Source organism: Francisella sciaenopsi (genome assembly GCF_045862875.1).
Lineage (GTDB): Bacteria > Pseudomonadota > Gammaproteobacteria > Francisellales > Francisellaceae > Francisella > Francisella sciaenopsi.
On sequence record NZ_BTHG01000001.1, the window covers coordinates 175,594 to 192,037 of the forward strand.

Genomic DNA, 16,444 nt, shown 5'->3' on the forward strand with positions numbered 1-16,444 from the left:
GAATTATATAAGTTAAAAGGTTAATAAAATGTTATTAGAAATTAAAGATTTACATGTAAGTGTTGGCGAACAAAAGAAACAGATTCTAAAAGGCTTAAATCTAAAAGTTAACAAAGGTGAAGTCCATGCAATTATGGGACCTAATGGAGCTGGTAAAAGTACACTAAGCAATGTTTTAGCTGGTAAAGATGGCTATGAGATTACTCAAGGATCAATAACATTTAACGGTAAAGATTTAGGCGATCTATCTATTTCTGAAAGAGCCGCTGCTGGTATTTTTCTTAGCTTACAGTATCCTATTGAGATTCCTGGTGTTAGTAATGTTCAATTTTTAAAGACAGCTGTAAATAGCATCAGAAAGCAAAATGGCGAAGAAGAAATCAACGCTATAGATTTTATGAAAAAGCTAAAAGCAAATATGCAAGTCTTAAAGATAGATCAAAAATATATGTCGCGTGGAGTTAATGAGGGCTTCTCAGGTGGAGAGAAAAAACGTAATGAAATGTTACAACTAATGATGCTTGAGCCAAAGCTTGCTATATTAGATGAGACTGATTCTGGACTAGATATTGATGCTCTTCAGGTAGTATCTCAAGGCGCAAACACTATGAGATCTCCAGATAGGAGCTTCTTAGTTATTACGCATTATCAAAGACTTTTAGACCATATACAACCTGATTTTGTTCATGTTTTAGCTGATGGTAAAATTGTCAAAACTGGTGGCAAAGAGCTTGCTCTTGAGCTAGAAGAAAAAGGTTATTCTTGGTTAAATAGCTAAAGGTTGATTAAAATGTTAATAGATAATAAATCGCTACCAACTACTAAACAAGAAAGCTGGAAATATACAAACTTAGCTACTATTTATAGCAAAAGCTGTATATCTGAAATGCTTAAAGATTCACCAAAATCTAAAGATTATTTAGAAGGCTTTAAATTTGATACTCAAGAAAATGTTGTAATAATACTAGATGGTGTTTTGGCTATCGACTATAACAAAAAGTTGAATCATATTAGTGCTCTAGAGCTACGTAGAGATGATAGAACTATGTCTAGATTAGCTATCGAAAATTCTAAGCACTTTGCAATAAATATACCTAAGGATACTAAAGACTCTCTTAGCCTTATATTTATTAATACAGATATGGCTAAAAATAAGCTAACTAATATCTCATTGAAGTTAGATGTCGATATGTTCGCAAATCTAGATTTAGATATTGACTTTGTAAGTCTTACTGAAAATTCTGCCATTAACTTGTTTTTAGATATTAATATTGCAGAATCTGCCAAAGTGAACTTCACTAATAATGCTGATAATCCAAATAATACTCAGTTAATTACTACTGCTAATTATTTGATCAATTTAGATCGTGCTGCAGAATTTAATGGATTTAACTTGTTGAATAAAGATGCACTACTTAGAAATGACTTCGTAGTAAATCTAAATAAACCACATGCTAGATTTGATATTAGAGGATTATATTTAATCAGTGATAATGCTATTGCTAATGCATGTTTTTTAGTTAACCATAATGCATCTCATACATATAGTAATGTAAATTTTCGAGGTGTTGCTAATGGAAGTTCTAAAGCATGGTTTAATGCAAAAGCAGTAGTTAATAAAGGCATAGAGCAAATTCAAGCTTTTCAGAACAATAAAAATATTCAGTTAAGCAATAAAGCTGAAATTAATACAAAACCAGAATTGGAAATCTTCTCTGATGATGTAGTATGTACTCATGGTGCAACAATAGGGGAGCTTGATAAAGATGCTCTTTTCTATCTACAGTCAAGAGGACTGACTTTAGAAAGCGCTCAGCATCTACTTTTAGAAAGCTTTGTAAAATCTCAGCTAACATCTGATGATTTCCCATTTGAAAATGAAATGAAAGAGCAAATCTTAGAATCATTAGATGATATTCTTCATGATATAATATAACTCTTAGCAATAATTGCTAGGTTTGAGCCTGCTTAATATCTCAATATCTGCTAAACTAGATTCATATAAGTATTTCTTAAAGGGTGTGTATATGAAAAAGTTAGTTCCATTTTGTTTAATTGGATTTATTGGTTCTGTATCTCTTGCTGTAGCAGCATCAGATGATTGTGCAGAGTATAATACTATTAAATATACAACTCAGGCTGAGACCACCATAAAAAGTGATAGTATCCTTGTTGAAGTAACTGGTTATGCAACAACCACATTAGATAAGCAAAATAGTATAGAAAATCAAATTACAGACAGTATTAACAACATTGTAAAATCTGACTGGAAAGTCAAAAATATTGAGCAAAACACTAGCAATAGTGGCGCTATAAATATTACTATACAGCTTCAATCTAGAATATCTCAAGGTGATTTAAATAAATTACAACAAGCAATTGAAAATCAAGACAGATCTTCTGGAAAAAGATTAGCTGTAAAAGTATTAGATTACAATCCTCCCGCTAAAGAAATAGAAGCTGCAAAACAGCAGCTTATGATACAACTTTTTAAAGATACAAAGGATTACCTTGCTAATTTTAATAAACAAACTAATAGCAACTATACGATTCAGTCAGTACAATATATTGATGTAGATGGCTATAAACCTAGAAATACGGTTATGCTAATGAAATCAGCAGCTTATAATGAAACTGATACAGGTAGCTATAATCCAGTAACTGTATCTCAAGATATTAATATAAGAGCAAATGTAACATTTATGGAGAAATAAATATGGCATTAAGTAAAGTAATAAAAACAGATGAAGCTAATTTTGATAAGCTAATAAATAGTTCTGCAAAGCCTATATTGGTAGATTTTTATGCTGACTGGTGCGGTCCTTGTAAGACATTATCGCCGATACTTGATCAGCTATCAAAAGATTATACGGGAGCTGTGATTGTCAAAGTTAATGTTGACGATAATCAAAGTTTAGCTGCTAAATTTGGTATAAGAAGCATACCAACTATGATAATTTTCAAATCAGGTCAGCCCGTAGAAATGCTGACTGGTGTCCATACAGGTAGCCAATTAGAGCAGAAGCTAAAGGTTTATGAATAATAATATTTCTAATTTAGATCTTTGTGAATGGTATTTTACAACTAAATTTGAAGTCCCTATATTACCTAGCAGATACCCTAACCAATTTGCAATTATTACAGCATACAACCCATTTAACCAACTTCTCAAAGATCAAGAGAATATAGCAAGAAATCAAATATTAAAAAATAAATTAGAAAAGTCATATGATTGGGTTTATGAAATTAATGGTTTTGATAAGTCATCCAAGCATAAAGAGAATGGTTTTATGTTTGATGCTAAATCGCTTGATGAAGCTTGTGATTTAGGTGAAGAGTTTTCGCAGGATGCGATCTATTATGTAATTAATAATACTTTGTATGTTTCAAAATGTGAAAAATCAAAAAGATATCTTACGAAAGTTGGGGTCTTTCAAAACAGAATTCACTGATTTTTATAAAATAGCTTATAACATAATGAGAATAAAATAATTAAACTGATTCCTGAATAAACTACCATACGCTGATCTGGATCCCATAACATGCCTAGTATTACACAAGAATTAAATAGAATACTTAGATAAGGAAGTATAGGAAATGCCCATGCTTTAAATCTTAAATTAGCGACTTGCTCGTTACTTAATGATTTTCTAAAATAAACATGGCATAAACTAATAATAATCCATATCATACAGCCAACCATACCAGATGAAGATACTACTAATATAAAGAGTTTTTCAGCACCGACAAATTTTGTAATTAAGCAAAGACAAGAAAGTATAGCAACAAACAAAACTCCATATATTGGAACTTGTCTTTTGCTAACTTTTGCAAATACTTTAGGAGCTTGATTATCTGAAGCCATAGACCACATTAATCTTGCACAAGTGTAAAAACACGAATTAACAGCAGATAAACTTGCTGTCAAAATTACTAATTGCATAATCGTACCAACATATTTGATATTCACAAGCTGCAGTACTGTGATAAAAGGAGTGTTTGCAACACCAGAATCTTTATAAGGAATAATATAAGCTATTATAAAAGAAGAAAATACGAAAAATAGAAGTATACGAATAGCGACACTTTTTACTGCTTTACGAATATTTTTTTCAGGATCTTTTGTTTCTCCAGCTGCAATACCAACTAATTCAGCACCCTGAAAAGTACATACAATAATTACTAATCCAAATAAAAATGCTTTAAAGCCATTCGGAAATAGGCCATCTGAGTAGAAATTAACTAGGCCAGATATAGGCTTATTAGAGTGTAAAACTCCAGTAATAATACCTATACCAATTATTATAAATACTATAATAGTGATAATTTTTATTGCAGAAAGCCAAAATTCAATCTCTGCAAAGACTCTAACAGCACATAAATTAAGTAAGCTAACGATAACAATAATTGCTAAACAGAATTGCCAAACACTGATCTCCGGATAAAAATTGTGACAAATAATACCCGCAGCAACTAAACCTCCAGCCGCAGCTGTTAACCAGTTAAGTAAATATAACCAACCAGTTAAAAATCCTGAATATGGAGATATAAATTTTGTAGCATAAGTTTGAAAAGAACCACTTATTGGCATTGCTATAGCCATTTCTGCTAGACTTATCATTACTAGCATCATAATTATCCCACCAATTAGAAATCCTAGTACAGTACCAAATGCACCAACTGAGTTTAAGATACTACCAACACCTAGAAAGAAACTAGCTGATATAGTTCCACCAAGAGAAATCATTACTATATGGCGCGCAAGGATATCTCTTTTTAATTTATTTTCATTACTCATGATAGATTTTTTTTAGTATATATCTTTTGATTATTTCATAAAATTTCTTTTAAAAATTATTTTTTAACTATAAAATAATTTTTTTTGCTATTATTAACAATCTTTTAAAAGTAAATAAATCTATGAAAAAAATCTTATTAATAACTATATGTGCAAGCCTTGGAACATCATGTACATTTTTAGAAAAAATGAATATATTTTCTAATTCAAATAGAGAAGTTATCAATTCATATACTACAAATGAAAAAAAATATGAAAGCCAAGCAAACAAAGTGCTATCACAAATGACTTTAGAAGAAAAACTTGGTCAACTAAATTTAGTTGATGCTGGTCAAGTAACTACTGGTATTAGTCAACAAAGTGAATTTTATGATGTTATAAAAGCTGGTAAAGCTGGTGGAGTATTTAATATTAAATCTCCAAGTGATATAGAGAAAGCTCAAAAAATAGCTATTGAAGATACTCGTTTACATATACCTTTATTGGTTGGTATGGATATCATTCATGGATATAAAACTATTTTTCCAATACCACTGGGATTATCAACTAGTTGGGATCTAGATATGATTGAAAAAACTGCTCGAATTGCATCTATTGAAGCAAGTAGCGAAGGTATCAATTGGGCATTTTCTCCAATGGTTGATATATCCCGTGATCCTCGTTGGGGTAGAATAGCTGAAAGTAGTGGTGAAGATACTTATTTGGGTAGTCAAATTGCTAAGGCAATGGTAAAAGGTTATCAACTAAATGATCTATCGAAAGATGCAACTTTATTAGCAAGTGTAAAACATTTTGCATTATATGGTGCTGCAGAAGCAGGGCGTGATTATAATACTGTAGATATGAGTAAGGTTAGAATGTATAACGAATATCTTCCTCCATATAAAGCTGCTATTGATGCTGGTGTTGGTACGATTATGACATCATTTAATGAGATTAATGGAGTTCCAGCTACAGCAAATAAATGGTTACTAACTGATTTACTTCGTGATCAATGGAGATTTCAAGGAGTTGTAGTTTCTGATTATACTGGCATTCCTGAGATGATAAATCATGGCATTGGCAGAGATCTTCAAGCTGTTTCAGCAGCTGCTTTAAATGCTGGTACAGATATGGATATGGTTGGTAACGGTTACTTAACAACTCTAAAAAAATCTTTAGATGAGGGCAAAGTATCTATAGATGAGATAAACCAAGCAGTTAAAAGAATTCTAATAGCTAAATTTGAGTTAGGATTATTCGATAATCCATATAAATATGGTAATCCTGAGCTAGCTAAACAACAAGTCTTCTCTAAAGAGCATAGAGAGTTTGCTCGTAAAGTTGGTGCTGAATCTATGGTGCTACTAAAAAATAAAGATCACTTATTACCACTTAAGAAATCTCAAACTATCGCATTAATAGGGCCTCTAGCAGATGCAGCTAATAATATGGCCGGAACTTGGAGTGTTACAGCTGATCAAAATAAATCAATATCGTTGTTAAAAGGTCTTAAAGAAGTTGTTGGTCAAAAAGGTAAAATCTTATATGCAAAAGGAAGTAACCTATCTTACAGTAAGACCTTTGAGAAAAATGCAACTATGTTTGATAAATCTCTTGGTAGAAATGATAAGTCATCTAAAGAATTACTAGATGAAGCTTTAAAAATAGCTAATAAATCTGATGTAATTGTAGCAGCATTAGGTGAATCTGCTGAAATGAGTGGTGAAAGTACAAGTAGAACAGATTTAAGAATTCCAAAAGCGCAGAGAGATTTGCTAAAAGCTTTACTTAAAACTGGTAAGCCAATTGTATTAGTACTTTTCAATGGTAGACCTCTTGTCTTAAGTGAAGAGAAAAAAGAAGTTCCTGCGATATTAGATGTTTGGTTCCCTGGTAGTGAAGCAGGCTTATCAATTGCTGATGTATTATTTGGAGATGTAAATCCTTCTGGTAAATTAACAGCATCATTCCCTAGAGATGTTGGTCAAATTCCTATCTACTATAGTCATAAAAATACAGGTAGACCTTTAGAGAAAAATGATTGTAAATTTGAAAAATTCCATTCAAATTATATGGATACTTGTAATACACCGTTATATCCATTTGGTTATGGTTTGAGTTATACAACTTTTGATATATCAAAACCAACACAAAATCATAAAGCGATAAAAGAGGGTGATAAGTTAATAATTAAAGTTAATATTACAAATACTGGTAATTATGATGGTGCTGATGTTTTACAATTGTATGTTCATCAGAAAGTTCGTTCTATAACGCCTCCAGTAAAAGAACTTAAGAAATTTAAGAAAGTATTCCTAAAAAAAGGTCAAACTAAAACGGTAACATTCAAGTTAGATATAAATGATCTTAAGTTTTATAATAATGATTTAAACTATGTATATGAACCTGGTGAATTTGAATTTTTTGTGAATGATAGTTCAAATGGTAAATTTACTAATAAATTTACAGTAAAGTAATTCTAGTATAAAATCTGAATCTACATTTCATTAAATAATTTAAGCAAAAAATATGGATAACTCTATATCTCCAGAAACAATTATGCTCATTATACAAATATGTGCAGTAGCTTTAATAATTACATCTTTGATTGTTTCAGTTTTATTTATTTTATCGCAACAAAAATTAGCAAAAGCTTTATTTACCGTAAATAGTGCTGAGCAAATATATCCAGCATGGTTATGGACTCAACTAATACCAATATGGTCATATATAGCATTAGTCGTGACAGCTGTAAAGTTAGATGAGCAAACCAAACTATATAATAAAACTCATAAAAAAAAATTAAAATTTAAAGCTTCACTTGTATATTGGTATGTGGGACTGACTTTATTGAATGTAGTTCCTGTAATCAATATAATAGCAAGCATAGCAACAATTGTTATATTTATCATAATTTGGGCAAATATAACTAAATCAACTAAGATTATTACTGTGGAATAATAAAATATGTAAATTCGCATAATATATATTATGTTAAATTACATATTTATCTCATAGATTATCAATTCATATTCTAACCTTTTTATAAAATGCTTAATTATTTGTTGATACTAACTATCATATGGAGTCTTGTTGTAACATCGTTATTACTTCTAAACTTGCTGGAAGAAATTTATAATTATTAAGCTCAAGGATGTTTATACATTTTAATTGCTGGTTTTCCTTAGCATAAGGTTTACCTTCATAATCCTTAATTATAAAAAACTCTAGATTAACTTCATCATTATATTTATTTATATGTTTTTTGCGAAAATAAAAACTTACTGATTTAGCTATAATGCCAACCTCTTCATAAACCTCTCTTCTTATACATTGTTCAAAAGTTTCATTTTTTTCTAATTTACCACCAGGAAATTCCCAGTAGTCACTATAGCTTTGAAACTTTTGTCTTAGACTTATATAGACTTTAGCATTCTGTTCATCTAAAATTATCGCCACTGCGGCATTTATTTTTGCCATTTTTTACAAAAAATTTTTATACTTAAGAAATATAATATGTTCCAAAATCATAAAAGTGAAATTTTATTAGCAACTCCACTTATTAAAGATGATGCTATATTTACTAAATCTGTAATCTATCTATGTCAAAATGATCGTCATGGCGCTATGGGTTTGATTATCAACAAACCTTTAAGTGATACATTAAGAGATGTTTTTGAAGAACTAGAAATTCCTCATAATGACACGTTTAATGAGATTTTAGATTACCCTCTTTATATGGGTGGCCCTATTAGTCCCCATAAAATCATGATTTTACATACTACAAATGGTAGAAATTATAGCTCTACAATCAAACTAGATGAAGGTCTTGCTATAACTGCTTCTATGGATATTTTAGAAGATTTAGCAAATAATATTTTACCTGAGTATTTTCTGCCAGTAGTTGGCTATAGTTGCTGGACTGCTGACCAACTTACAGACGAAATAAAGTCTAATGATTGGATCGTAACAAATAAATTAAGCAAAAAGATATTATTTAATCACGAGAACAAAGTAAAATGGCAAAATCATATTGAACACGCAGGATATACTCTACAAAGTTTAGATAGTTTATTCAAAAATATAGGAAATTGTTAATGTTTCAATCTTTAATAGCGATAGATTATGGTAAAGCTAGAATTGGTTTAGCTAGTGGCCAAATGATTACTAAAACAGCAACTCCTATTGGTACTGTAGAAGCTTATGATGGTGTACCTAACTGGATTGAACTTGATAAGATTGTTAAGCGTTGGAATCCTTCTGATATAGTTATTGGATTGCCATTAGATACTCAAGATTTTGAGACAGATATTACAAAAGCCGCTAAGGATTTTGCTAAAGTAGTTAAAGAACGCTATAAAAGAAATGTTCATCTCATTAATGAAGCATATTCAACTCGTGAAGCAAGATGGCGTCTAGAAGAAGTAAAAAGTAAAAAAGTATCACATATAAAGGTAGATGCTTTGGCAGCTTGTGTGATTTTAGAAACTTGGATGGCGGAAAATTAATTACTGCCTTCTGTTTTATTGTTTTTATATTTATATTAAGAGCTTATCTTATTAATAGAAAAGCCAAATAAATTAATTATCTGCATAAATATCTCTAGCCTAGATATTTTACTCATTTTCAAATAAAATTAAGCAATTATATTTTCAATAAATTATTAACTGGAATTAATATCTAAATGAGCGAATATAACTTTACTCAGATCGAGCAACAAGCTCAAAAATATTGGCGTAAAAATAATTCTTTTAAAGCTGTAGAAGATAAGAATAAAGAAAAATTTTATTGCTTATCAATGTTACCATATCCAAGTGGTACTCTTCATATGGGACATGTGCGTAATTATACGATTGGAGATGTAATTGCAAGATACCAAAAGATGCAAGGTAAAAATGTTCTTCATCCTATGGGTTGGGATGCCTTTGGATTACCTGCCGAAAATGCTGCAATAAAACATAAAAAGTCTCCTTATGAGTGGACAAAAAGCAATATTGCCTATATGAGATCGCAGTTGGATTCTCTTGGGTTTAGCTTTGATTGGTCTAGAGAGGTCGCAACTTGTGATGAAGATTATTATAAATGGGAACAATGGTTCTTTATCCAGCTATATAAAAAAGGCTTGGCATATCGCAAAAACTCGGTTGTAAACTGGGATCCTGTTGATCAAACTGTATTAGCAAATGAGCAAGTTGTAGATGGTAGAGGCTGGAGATCCGGAGCTCTAATTGAGAAGAAAGAGATTCCTCAATGGTTTTTAAAGATTACTGATTATGCCGATGAGCTTCTAAAAGATATTAATCAATTAGATGGTTGGCCAGAAGCTGTTAAAACTATGCAGACTAACTGGATTGGTAAATCAAAGGGTCTGACTGTTAAGTTTAAAATTCAAAACTCTGATCAAGAAATTGAAGTATTTACAACTCGTCCAGATACTCTTATGGGAGTTAGCTATTTGGGTATAGCACCTGAGCACCCTCTTGCTCTTGAAGAAGCAAAAACGAATTCTCAATTAAAATCATTCATTGAAGAATGTAAAAAAATCTCTACTATGGAAGCTGATTTGGCAACTCAAGAAAAAAAAGGCTTCAGAACTTCTATAAAAGTGACTCATCCTATCTCGGGTGAATCTGTAGATGTATGGGTTGCAAACTTTGTACTTATGGGATACGGTTCTGGAGCTGTAATGTCAGTTCCAGCACATGACCAAAGAGATTGGGAATTTGCACAGAAATATAATATTGCTTTAAAACAAGTTATTAAGCCTAGTGATAATAAGTCAAAATTAGACTTGGATAGAGAAGCATTTACTGAAAAAGGTATTTTGATTAATTCAGGTGAATTTGATGGATTAAATTTTAAAACAGCTTATCAAGCGATTAAAAAATATCTTTTTGACAATGATAAAGGTTATGAAACTACAAACTTTAGGATTCATGACTGGGGTATTTCACGCCAAAGATATTGGGGCTGCCCTATTCCTATGATTCACTGTAATGATTGTGGATTGGTTCCAGAAAAAGAAGAAAATTTACCAGTTAAATTACCAATCAATGTAACTCTTACAGAAGCAGGCTCTCCACTTAAAGATATGCCAGAATTTTTAAATGTAGTATGTCCAAACTGTGGTAAACCAGCAACTAGAGAAACAGATACATTTGATACATTCTTTGAATCATCTTGGTATTATGCAAGATATACATGCCCTACAGCTGATAAGATGTTAAGTGAAGAAGCTAACTATTGGCTACCAGTTGATAAGTATATTGGTGGTATTGAGCATGCTATTATGCATCTTTTATATGCAAGATTTTTCCATAAGTTAATGAGAGATCAAGGACTAGTTTCATCTGACGAACCATTTAAAAACTTACTTACTCAAGGTATGGTGTTAAAAGATGGTGCTAAAATGTCTAAATCTAAAGGAAATACTGTAGATCCTCAAGAGCTTATCAATAAATATGGTGCTGATACTGTTAGATTATTTAGTATGTTTGCAGCACCTCCAGAGCAATCACTTGAATGGTCAGAAACTGGTGTTGATGGAGCTAATAAGTTCCTACGTAAAATATATAATTATGCTTATACAAACAAAGAAGTCTTAGCTAAAAATATAACTATCGATGTAACTAAATTATCAAAAAATGATAAGAAAGCTCGTTATGAGATCTATGCTAATTTAAAACAAGCTATTTTTGATTTTGATAAGAGTCAATTTAACACAGTTGTTTCAGCATGTATGAAAATCTTAAACACACTTAACAATTATGATAATTTATCTGATAGTGTTAAGTTAGAAGGCTTTAGTATTTTATTAAGAATACTATCACCTTTCACACCACATATTTGTCATTATTTATGGCAAGAAACTGGCTTAGGTGAAGATATTTTACATACACAATTTCCTACTGTTGATAACAAAGCTCTTGAGAAGGATGATTTTTTATTAGTTGTACAAATTAATGGCAAAGTTAAAGCAAAACTTGAATTAGATGCCTCATTAACAAAAGAACAAGTTGAACAAGAGGTATTAGATGATGAGCATATTAAAACTCTTATCGAAGATAGACAAATAATCAAAGTTATATATGTGCCTCAGAAATTAATCAATATTGTAGTCAAATAGGTATACACAATGATAAAAAACTATGCCAGAACTTTATTTTTACTAATAATAGCAGCATTTTTATCTGGTTGTGGTTTTCACTTACGTGGAGATCTTGCGGATGGTAATGCTGGAAATTTTAGCAGCTTAGTTGATACTAAGTTTTATATCTATAATGCAGGTGGTGCACCTCCAAGTTTAATTAATGAATTAAGACGTAGACTTATTGGGTATCAGGCAATTGTACTAAGAAATAAAAATCAAGAAAAAGATGCTGATTATATTATAAACATACAAGAAGCCAATCAACGTACTGAACTAACTAGTATTGTTGGGGGTGCTTCGAATAACACATATCAAGCAATTTATACAATCACATATAACCTTGTTAAACCAGAAGTAAAAACTCCTATGATACCTGATAAAACTGTGAATGCTCAAATGTTTTGGCAGTCAAACTCAACTACTCAATTAGCACAAAATAATGAATTAGTTAGAATTTATGATTATCTACAATCTGACTTACTAACAAGAATAGTTCTTCAAATAGCAGAGTTATTACCAAGTAAAGAAATTAAATAGAAACTAAAGGAATTAATACAATGGATGTGTTAAAAGCATACTATACAGAATTAATTACTAATTCAACATCAGTGGCTATATTGATTTTTATAGTATTATTATTAGCTGTTTTATTATTTTCTTGGATAATAAATAAGATAATTAGCAAATATATCTCATCATTAGCAGAAAGAATTTTTTTTAAAGCAAATTCATCATTGGGTAAGTCACTTATCAAAAACAAAATTTTTGATAAATTAGCTCATATAGCACCAGCTGTTTTTATATATATTGTAATTGGATTTTTAAGTAGTACTGCTTACCCATGGATTGTACAACTAGTTTCTTTTATACAATTAATAGCCGAGATATATATTACAATATCTATTATTTCCTTTTTTATTGCTTTGATCGATGCTATTTTTAGCTATTTTCAATCCTTGCATGAATTTAAATATTATTCTCTAAAAAGCTATGCTCAAGTAGTAAAAATTTTATTATATCTAGTGGGTACAATATTAGTAATATCACTGTTATTAAATAAATCACCTATTGCTTTCTTAACAGGATTAGGTGCACTATCAGCCGTATTAATGTTAGTGTTTAAAGATACAATTCTGGGCTTTGCTACCAATATTCAAGTAGCAGCTCTAGATATGGTTAGAGTTGGTGATTGGATAAGTATACAGTCATTAGGTGTTGAGGGAACTGTCCAAGAAATATCCATTAATACTGTAAAAATTAGAGGATTCGATAAAACAATCTATAATATCCCTACTTACTCATTAATCACAAACAGCGTCAAAAATTGGCGAGGTATGTTCGAAACAGGTGGTAGACAGATCAAAAGATCTTTTAATATTGATGTTGATAGTATCAAGTTTTGTGATGTAGAAACTCTTAATAATTTAAGAAAGCTAAATTACATGGATGACATTATAAGTTCTTGTAATAAAGATGAATTAATTAATACAACATTGTTCAGAAAATATTTAGAGCGTTATCTAAAAGATCATCCAAAAATTCATACAGAGCCTGGTTGGTTGTTTATTGTAAGAGAATTACAACCTACGGAGAAAGGTCTACCAATTCAGTTATATATGTATACAACTGATACAGTATGGGCTAACTATGAAGCTATACAAGCAGGGATCTTTGATTATATTTATGCAAGTATGCACTTATTTGGCTTAAGAGCATTCCAAGATATTAGAGGTAGAATAGATAATCTAAAAACTAACACTTAGGTAATGTAACACCTACCTGACCTTGATATTTGCCACCCTTATCTGCATAAGAAGTTTCACATTCTTCATCTGATTGGAAAAATAGCATCTGAGCCACACCTTCATTAGCATATATTTTAGCTGGTAATGGCGTAGTATTTGAAAATTCCAGTGTTACATAACCTTCCCATTCTGGTTCAAGAGGAGTTACATTAACAATAATACCACATCTAGCATAAGTAGATTTACCTAGGCATACTACTAGAGTATCTCTAGGGATTTTGAATTTCTCAACAGTACGAGCTAAAGCAAATGAATTAGGTGGAATAATACAAACATCTCCTTTAAAATCAACAAAATTTTTATCATTAAAGTTTTTAGGATCAACTATTGAAGAGTTTATATTTGTAAATATTTTAAACTCATCAGCACAACGTACATCGTACCCATAACTAGATGTTCCATAAGAAACAATTTTTTGATTATTTGAAACTTTAATTTGTCCTGCCTCAAAAGGTTCTATCATATTGTGCTCTTGAGACATTTTTTTGATCCATTTATCTGATTTTATAGTCATTACTATTATTTCTCTCTTAATTTTCTAATTTAACACCAATAGAATCTAAACTACTCGCTTTAGGTAGTTTTTCAATTTCATTTATAATATTTTCAGCAACAGTCATATAACTAGTATTGATAGCATCATCTTTATCTAAACTGACATATGGTTTTCCATTGTCAGCATTTTCACGGATAGATTTATGTAGCGGTAAATTTCCCAAAAATTCAATGTTATTTTTACCGCACAATAAATGAGCACCATCTTCACCAAAGATATGATCATTATTACCACATTTTGGACAAATATAGTAACTCATATTCTCTACGACACCAAGAGTTTTTATATCAACTTTTTGGAACATCGCTAATGCCCTTCTTGCATCAATTAGTGATAAGTCTTGTGGTGTCGTAATGATTATAGCTCCTGTTACTGGCATATTTTTAGAGATAGTGAGTTGGATATCTCCTGTTCCAGGTGGCAAATCTAAAAATAGATAATCAATATCTCCCCAGTCAGTATCATTCAAAAGTTGCATCAAAGCCCTAGATACTATGGGACCTCGCCAAATGACCGCTGATTCGGGATCTATTAGATTTCCTATAGAAATCATTTTGACTCCATATTTCTCTAATGGGATGATTTTTTTCTTATCTGTTGTATTGGGATTTTGTTTTAGATCAAATAATGTTGGCTGACTTGGGCCATAGATATCAGCATCTAATATACCAACACTAGCACCCATCTTTGCGAAACTAACTGCAAGATTAGCTGTAACTGTCGATTTACCAACACCACCCTTACCAGATGCAACCAAGATTATATTTTTAATATTAGGCAAAAGTTTCTGTCCTTTTTGGGCTTTCCTTTTAGCGACATTTTCAATCTTCATGATTTTAAATTACTAGCATTTTCGCTATTATAACTACAATTTGACTCTAATTATACTTAATTAAATATGCTTAAAAAAGATGATTTTAAAACGATTTTGCTAACGAGTATTGGTGGAATGTTAGAATTTTATGACTTTGTCATATTTGGTATGTTTGCAATTGTCTTAGGCAAGACATTTTTCCCACCTGAGGGATCTCCTGCATTACAAGCACTTTCTGCATTTACAGTTTTTGCAGTAGGTTATTTTGCTAGGCCATTTGGAGGAATATTATTTGGACATATTGGTGATAGATATGGACGTAAAAAATCATTTATTCTTACTATACTATTTATGGGTCTAGCATCTTTTTTGATAGCATTACTACCTTCTTATCAGAATGCAGGTATATTGGCTACATTACTATTTGTAGTACTACGAATTATCCAAGGAACAGCAATTGGTGGCGAAATTCCAAGTGCTGTTGTTTTTGTGAAGGAATCTTTAGTTAAAAATGGTGGTTTAGCTTGTGGAATTATTTTTTGCTTTATTAACTTTGGTATTTTCTTTGCAGAGATTACAAAGATTATAACAACTCATTTTCTTACTGATGATTATGCTTGGCGCGTAGCTTTTATGTTTGGTGGCCTTGCTGCTATTATTAGTTATTTTTTTAGAAAAGAGATACATGAAACCAACACTTTTTTAAATAAGGAAGATCATCACAAAGTTCCATTAATTGATTTATTCAAAACAGAAAAGCTCGCAATCGTAAGAGCTACAGCTGCAGTATCAATATTTGCAATGGTAGTTGGTTTTTTCTCATTATATTTACCAACTTACTTTCAGCTAAATCATATAGAAAATGGACCTAGTTTAATACTTGTCAATCTTTTTGTTTTTTCAGTGGTTTCTATACCTGCAGGATATCTCGCTGATAAATTTACACCTTTACGTATACTTTTGATTGGTGCTTTAGGCTTAATGATATTTGGAAGCTTTTTCTACTATAGTGTTATAACTAATTCAAAATATCTTTTAGAAATAATGCTTATTAACAATATCTTTATGGGACTTGTTGTTGGAGTAGCATCTAATTATGCGAGCACCCTATTTACGCCTGGAGTACGAGCTAGTGGATTAGGTTTTAGTTATAATATTAGTTTTGCAGTATTTAATGGTGCTTTTTTGGCTCTAGCGAGCTTAGGCATTGCTAAAGGATATGTATTAAGCCCTCTATATCTAATATTAACCGTAGTTGTTATTTCCATTATAATTTTACTTATCACTAAAAGATTTGGTCAACATAACATAGCTATATAGATTGCTATCATTATGATAA

General features: G+C 30.9%; 17 protein-coding genes. 13 read left to right on the forward strand and 4 right to left on the reverse strand.

Translation table 11 applies throughout. The features are described from left to right. Window positions 1-28: 28 nt before the first annotated feature. The 5 genes from sufC to ACKTR7_RS00895 all read left to right on the forward strand — a co-directional run bounded on the left by sufC (window position 29) and on the right by ACKTR7_RS00895 (window position 3,452). Entirely contained in the window at window positions 29-778 is a 750-nt protein-coding gene (gene sufC / locus ACKTR7_RS00875) for a Fe-S cluster assembly ATPase SufC (RefSeq protein WP_044526184.1), read from the forward strand. A 12-nt stretch (window positions 779-790) separates the two neighbouring features. Further along, entirely contained in the window at window positions 791-1,936 is a 1,146-nt protein-coding gene (gene sufD, locus ACKTR7_RS00880) for a Fe-S cluster assembly protein SufD (protein ID WP_407876594.1), read from the forward strand. A 91-nt stretch (window positions 1,937-2,027) separates the two neighbouring features. Beyond that, window positions 2,028-2,714: a hypothetical protein gene (locus tag ACKTR7_RS00885; protein WP_407876595.1), complete on the forward strand. Its 687-nt coding sequence runs from the start codon at window positions 2,028-2,030 to the stop codon at window positions 2,712-2,714. 2 nt (window positions 2,715-2,716) lie between these two features. Continuing rightward, the gene (trxA, locus tag ACKTR7_RS00890; RefSeq protein ID WP_407876596.1) at window positions 2,717-3,043 is read left to right on the forward strand and encodes a thioredoxin; all 327 of its coding nucleotides are present in this window, start codon (window positions 2,717-2,719) and stop codon (window positions 3,041-3,043) included. After that, window positions 3,036-3,452, forward strand: coding sequence for a DUF3293 domain-containing protein (locus ACKTR7_RS00895; RefSeq protein WP_407876597.1), 417 nt, complete (start codon window positions 3,036-3,038; stop codon window positions 3,450-3,452). Before trxA ends, ACKTR7_RS00895 begins: the two co-directional genes overlap by 8 nt. Here ACKTR7_RS00895 and ACKTR7_RS00900 read toward each other — a convergent pair. Continuing rightward, a complete protein-coding gene (locus ACKTR7_RS00900; RefSeq protein ID WP_407876598.1) occupies window positions 3,446-4,798 on the reverse strand; it encodes an amino acid permease in 1,353 nt (450 codons plus the stop codon). The two genes, ACKTR7_RS00895 and ACKTR7_RS00900, sit on opposite strands and share 7 nt — an antisense overlap. 122 nt (window positions 4,799-4,920) lie before the next feature. Between ACKTR7_RS00900 and bglX the strand changes: the two genes are divergently transcribed. Both bglX and ACKTR7_RS00910 read left to right on the forward strand, forming a co-directional pair. Further along, window positions 4,921-7,257, forward strand: coding sequence for a beta-glucosidase BglX (gene bglX / locus ACKTR7_RS00905; protein ID WP_407876599.1), 2,337 nt, complete (start codon window positions 4,921-4,923; stop codon window positions 7,255-7,257). Between the two features lie 52 nt (window positions 7,258-7,309). Further along, window positions 7,310-7,741 carry a hypothetical protein gene (locus tag ACKTR7_RS00910; RefSeq protein ID WP_407876600.1) on the forward strand — a complete coding sequence of 144 codons (432 nt, stop codon included), beginning with the start codon at window positions 7,310-7,312 and terminating at the stop codon, window positions 7,739-7,741. Between the two features lie 117 nt (window positions 7,742-7,858). Here ACKTR7_RS00910 and ACKTR7_RS00915 read toward each other — a convergent pair whose 3' ends face one another. Then, the gene (locus ACKTR7_RS00915; RefSeq protein ID WP_407876601.1) at window positions 7,859-8,260 is read right to left on the reverse strand and encodes a (deoxy)nucleoside triphosphate pyrophosphohydrolase; all 402 of its coding nucleotides are present in this window, start codon (window positions 8,258-8,260) and stop codon (window positions 7,859-7,861) included. A gap of 36 nt (window positions 8,261-8,296) precedes the next feature. On the opposite strand from ACKTR7_RS00915, the gene ACKTR7_RS00920 reads away from it, so the two are divergent. The 5 genes from ACKTR7_RS00920 to ACKTR7_RS00940 all read left to right on the forward strand — a co-directional run bounded on the left by ACKTR7_RS00920 (window position 8,297) and on the right by ACKTR7_RS00940 (window position 13,693). Further along, window positions 8,297-8,878 carry a YqgE/AlgH family protein gene (locus ACKTR7_RS00920; RefSeq protein WP_407876602.1) on the forward strand — a complete coding sequence of 194 codons (582 nt, stop codon included), beginning with the start codon at window positions 8,297-8,299 and terminating at the stop codon, window positions 8,876-8,878. Further along, window positions 8,878-9,288 carry a Holliday junction resolvase RuvX gene (gene ruvX / locus ACKTR7_RS00925; protein WP_014715460.1) on the forward strand — a complete coding sequence of 137 codons (411 nt, stop codon included), beginning with the start codon at window positions 8,878-8,880 and terminating at the stop codon, window positions 9,286-9,288. The genes ACKTR7_RS00920 and ruvX overlap by 1 nt, the downstream gene beginning before the upstream one ends. Before the next feature lie 176 nt (window positions 9,289-9,464). Beyond that, window positions 9,465-11,906 carry a leucine--tRNA ligase gene (gene leuS / locus ACKTR7_RS00930; protein ID WP_407876603.1) on the forward strand — a complete coding sequence of 814 codons (2,442 nt, stop codon included), beginning with the start codon at window positions 9,465-9,467 and terminating at the stop codon, window positions 11,904-11,906. A 9-nt stretch (window positions 11,907-11,915) separates the two neighbouring features. Further along, a complete protein-coding gene (locus ACKTR7_RS00935) occupies window positions 11,916-12,467 on the forward strand; it encodes an LPS-assembly lipoprotein LptE (protein WP_407876604.1) in 552 nt (183 codons plus the stop codon). Between the two features lie 20 nt (window positions 12,468-12,487). Next, window positions 12,488-13,693 carry a mechanosensitive ion channel family protein gene (locus ACKTR7_RS00940; protein WP_407876605.1) on the forward strand — a complete coding sequence of 402 codons (1,206 nt, stop codon included), beginning with the start codon at window positions 12,488-12,490 and terminating at the stop codon, window positions 13,691-13,693. Here ACKTR7_RS00940 and dcd read toward each other — a convergent pair. Next, window positions 13,683-14,249 (reverse strand): dCTP deaminase, encoded by a 567-nt coding sequence (gene dcd / locus ACKTR7_RS00945; protein ID WP_004287760.1) that lies wholly within the window; start codon window positions 14,247-14,249, stop codon window positions 13,683-13,685. The genes ACKTR7_RS00940 and dcd overlap by 11 nt on opposite strands. A 16-nt stretch (window positions 14,250-14,265) precedes the next feature. Next, the gene (locus ACKTR7_RS00950; protein WP_407876890.1) at window positions 14,266-15,126 is read right to left on the reverse strand and encodes an Mrp/NBP35 family ATP-binding protein; all 861 of its coding nucleotides are present in this window, start codon (window positions 15,124-15,126) and stop codon (window positions 14,266-14,268) included. Window positions 15,127-15,189: 63 nt separating this feature from the next. Between ACKTR7_RS00950 and ACKTR7_RS00955 the strand changes: the two genes are divergently transcribed. Beyond that, a complete protein-coding gene (locus ACKTR7_RS00955; RefSeq protein ID WP_407876606.1) occupies window positions 15,190-16,425 on the forward strand; it encodes an MFS transporter in 1,236 nt (411 codons plus the stop codon). Window positions 16,426-16,444 lie beyond the last annotated feature (19 nt).